The organism is uncultured Nostoc sp. (assembly GCF_964245575.1).
Taxonomy (GTDB): domain Bacteria; phylum Cyanobacteriota; class Cyanobacteriia; order Cyanobacteriales; family Nostocaceae; genus Nostoc.
This window is the reverse complement of the sequence record NZ_CAXTNP010000464.1, coordinates 1-3,918: the sequence shown is the minus strand read 5'-3', so window position 1 is coordinate 3,918 and position 3,918 is coordinate 1. Positions and strand designations below refer to the sequence as shown.

Annotated in this window: 2 protein-coding genes; one reads left to right on the top strand and one right to left on the bottom strand. The window is 42.9% G+C overall.

Annotated elements, in window-relative coordinates:
- Positions 1-1,649, top strand: a 1,649-nt coding sequence (locus ACFFAP_RS36945; protein ID WP_375515856.1) for an NAD(P)/FAD-dependent oxidoreductase, incomplete at its 5' end; no start/stop codon positions are given.
- Between the two features lie 89 nt (positions 1,650-1,738).
- Here the strand turns inward: ACFFAP_RS36945 and ACFFAP_RS36940 are convergent.
- Positions 1,739-3,292: a hypothetical protein gene (locus ACFFAP_RS36940; protein WP_375515857.1), complete on the bottom strand. Its 1,554-nt coding sequence runs from the start codon at positions 3,290-3,292 to the stop codon at positions 1,739-1,741.
- Between the last annotated feature and the right edge of the window lie 626 nt (positions 3,293-3,918).

Here is a 3,918-nt window from a genome sequence, read left to right as displayed (position 1 = left end):
GAGCAGGGGGAGCAGGGGGAGATAAGAAAATAACATCTTCCTCATCTTCCTCATCCTCCTCATCTTCCTCATCCTCCTCATCCCCCTCATCCCCGACTTACGACATCATTTATATCGGTGGCGCACTAGGCGCGATTCATGCAGCACTGATGGCAAAACTCGGATATAAAGTCCTGCTGGTGGAACGAATGCCCTTTGGGCGGATGAACCGAGAATGGAATATTTCCCGCGATGAGATTCAAAGCTTAGTTAATTTGGGTTTAGTCACCCCCGCTGAGTTAGAAACCATCATTGCCAGGGAATACAAAGACGGATTCAATAAGTTTTTTGATGCTAATAATCCAACCAAACTGCGATCGCCCGTCCTCCACACACCCACAGTCCTAAATTTAGGCTTAGATTCCGAAAAATGGCTGCAAATGTGTGGGCAAAAACTGCAAGCCGCAGGCGGTGAAATCTGGGATGAAACAGAGTTTATCCGTGCAGATATTGATATATCACAAGTTCTTTTGAAAGTCAAGCATTTACCCAGTCAGGTTGAGAAGCAAGTAAGTGGACGACTGCTAATAGATGCAATGGGAACTGCGTCCCCCATCGCTTGGCAATTAAATGGTGGTCGTGCTTTTGATAGTGTATGTCCGACGGTGGGAGCGGCAATTGAGAGCGGATTTGAGCCGGAGGTATGGGATTCCCAATATGGGGACGTTCTTTATAGTCATGGGGATATTTCGCGGGGAAGGCAGTTAATTTGGGAATTGTTTCCTGGAGCAGATGATGAACTGACGATTTATTTATTTCATTACCATGAGGTCAATGCTGAAAATCCCGGTTCCTTACTAGAGATGTACGAGGACTTTTTCACGATTTTGCCAGAGTATCGCAGGTGCGATATGGATAAATTGGTGTGGAAGAAGCCGACATTTGGGTATATACCGGGGCATTTTAGTACGGGAGGTAGCGATCGCACAGTTGCCTTTGATCGATTGATTGCGATCGGTGATGCTGCATCACTCCAGTCTCCCCTCGTCTTCACCGGTTTTGGTTCGCTAGTTCGCAACTTAGAGCGTTTGACAACGCTGTTGGATACTGCTCTCAAACATGACTTGTTGAGTTTTTGCCACTTGAACCAAATTCGCGCCTACCAAAGCAACGTTTCCGTGACTTGGCTATTTTCCAAAGGCATGATGGTACCCACTGGGAAATTTTTACCACCTCAACGGATTAACTCCATGCTCAACACCTTCTTTGGACTGTTAGCAGACGAACCCCAAGAAGTAGCAGATAACTTTATTAAAGATAGGTGTGATTGGTTAACCTTTAATCGCCTAGCACTCAAAGCAGCTAGGAAAAATCCTGCCTTACTTTTATGGATTTGGGAACTTGCTGGGCCAAGAGATTTGCTCAGATGGCTTGGTAGTTATTTCAACTTCGGTCGTCATGCGCTAATTAGCTCTTTGCTGAGTCCGTGGTTCGGGCGCTTCTTGAACCGGGTAGGTTTTTGGCTAGAACCTCGGAATCCGGGATTGTGGCTGTGGCTGTTAGCGATTAATTATGCGATCGCCACAGGCAAACCGCGATCGCGTGCTCAAGTAGTAAAAGCCAACCCAGAAGCCATAATTCCGAAGTCAGAAGCAAGGATTCTTAATTAGTCATTAGTCATTATTCATTGGTCATTAGTTATTAGTTTAGGACTTACGCACAATCTACTAGTCTAAAATAAATGATAAATGACAACTAACTATTGACTCTTGGGGCGAAAATTTGGCAGTTCCACAGATGCCAATGACTTACGCCCCTTGGGTGGACGTTGGGGATAAACCACTGGTGAAGGTGAACTTGTATCGTTGGTATTATCACCTAATGACTCTGGAGGCAAATCAGTTGCCGACAATTCCAACTGTGTCAATTGTGAAACTTCTGACCAGTAGTCTTCAGTTGCTTCAGGCGGCGTCTCAGTGTGAGGTGAAGTAGAAGAAACTGGTAAGTTATTGGCTGGTGAAACTACAGAATCTATTGTCCAAGAAGTGGAAGTAGTTGTAGGAGGATTAATTTCTGCTTCTAACTGCTTTTCTTGTAGATTTGCTAATTCCTCATCGTCTTCTAGGATTGTTGCTAAAGTCTCCCAGATAGGTGCATCATCCTGATTACTATCCACATTGGTTTTCGCCGCAGGTGGTGGTGATCCAGATGCAGGCTGGGAGGTGAAAAACATTTGGATAAGACTATCTAATTGCTGATCTAAATTTGATGACTCTGAATTTGAAACAGCTTCCGGTGTCTCCGGGGAATCATCAATTTTTGGAGAAGGGCCTGATTCTGCTGGTGTTGGGGGATTTTGCTTAACTGACCAGTTCCAAGAAGATGATGGCGTCGGCGTCGGTTCATTTCTTTGGAATGGGATTGGTGGTGACGGTTCGCCCCAAGAATTATCTAGATCATCAGTCAGGGATTCTGGTTCTGCTGACCAAGGTTGAATTGGCTGGGCGTTAGGAAACAAAGATCGAGCTTTTCTAGAGAATCTTCCTTGCCCACTAGTTATGTCTTTGGGATGTTTTGCGGTATCTTCTAGGGAGTCATAGTTAGGAACCGATGTATCTAGACATTTTTCCAAAGCTGCTTTAAATTGCAGTGTCTGGCGTTGTTGTCGCATCAGTCTGGTACGTAACTCCCGACAAACAGTTTCTGATTGCAATAACTGCTGAGACTGTTCGCTGCTATTAGTGTGTAGCAACGTACATTCTCGCTCTAACTGGGCAAGGCGTTGTTGGCTAATTTGTAGCTGTGCTTTATAAGTATCAGTAAAAATTTCCTGGCGTTGAACAGTTTGTACAGCAGTTTCTAATTGTTGAAATAGGGATTTTATCTGTTCTTGAGCCGCAGCCAGTTCTTTTGCGTGTTGGTTGAGCATCGACTCACTAACGCTAGAACGCGTTTTCTGCCACTGCAAAACCTTTTCTGACTCAGCTAGGTTGTCTTTTAGCTGTTCCACTTGTTCATACAAGTTATTGTTAGCTGCACGCAATTCTTCGTTCAATGCCAGCAGGTTCTGAAATTCTGAGTCAATAAGTGCTTGTTTGCCGCTTTCAGGCTCTGCAACCCAGTCCTGCTGGGTGGTATCTTTTGAAAATTGTGTATCTTCAGCTGGCATGAGGAGTGGCAGTTTTCTAACTGTCATATTGTCATTAGGCACAACTGAGTAAAAGGGACAACTCGCCTGCTCCGATTGTGGCGAATTAGCAGAATTTAGGGATTCCATCACAGCCGCCTTGTTTGAGGTGTCAGCTTCATTCATCACTCTTGACCCACCTGCTTAAAAATATTTAGCAGTGCTGGCATTAGCATTGCTTATCAACTGTGTCTAATCAGGGTTTGCTCTAGAACCTCAGTTTAACTCTCTCCAAGCACCAGCAATTAATCATCAATTGGTGTTTCTTATTTTGTATCTAGACTGATGCCGTTATAACACTATGATCCTCTTTCCCGTCAAGAAGAGGCAAAAGAAGAACTTGGGCCGCCTTTGGGGATAGGCGGCACAGAGGAGAAACCCAATACTTTAAAACTAAACTGTATTGGCTAATAAAGTTTTTATAAATGAAAAAACATCAATTACATTTTTTTATTTATAATTGCATCTATCTTAAGACATAAATAAAAATGTCTCCTTCAACACATTTTTACACTGACTTATTTATTACTTAGGATAGATGTCAGTGTAGGCATTCACTATCTAACGATCACTCTGTAATCTTAGGCGATCGCTATTTAATAGTCAGCAGATAACCAAGAGTTCAGCCAAAACTATAATGTTAGGAAATTATGACATATACGAATAAACACGTATAAAAAACAATTTTATAAGTAATAAAGTTTATAAGTGAATTAATAAAACTTTTTTAAAGAGTAATCTCAACTTAGTAC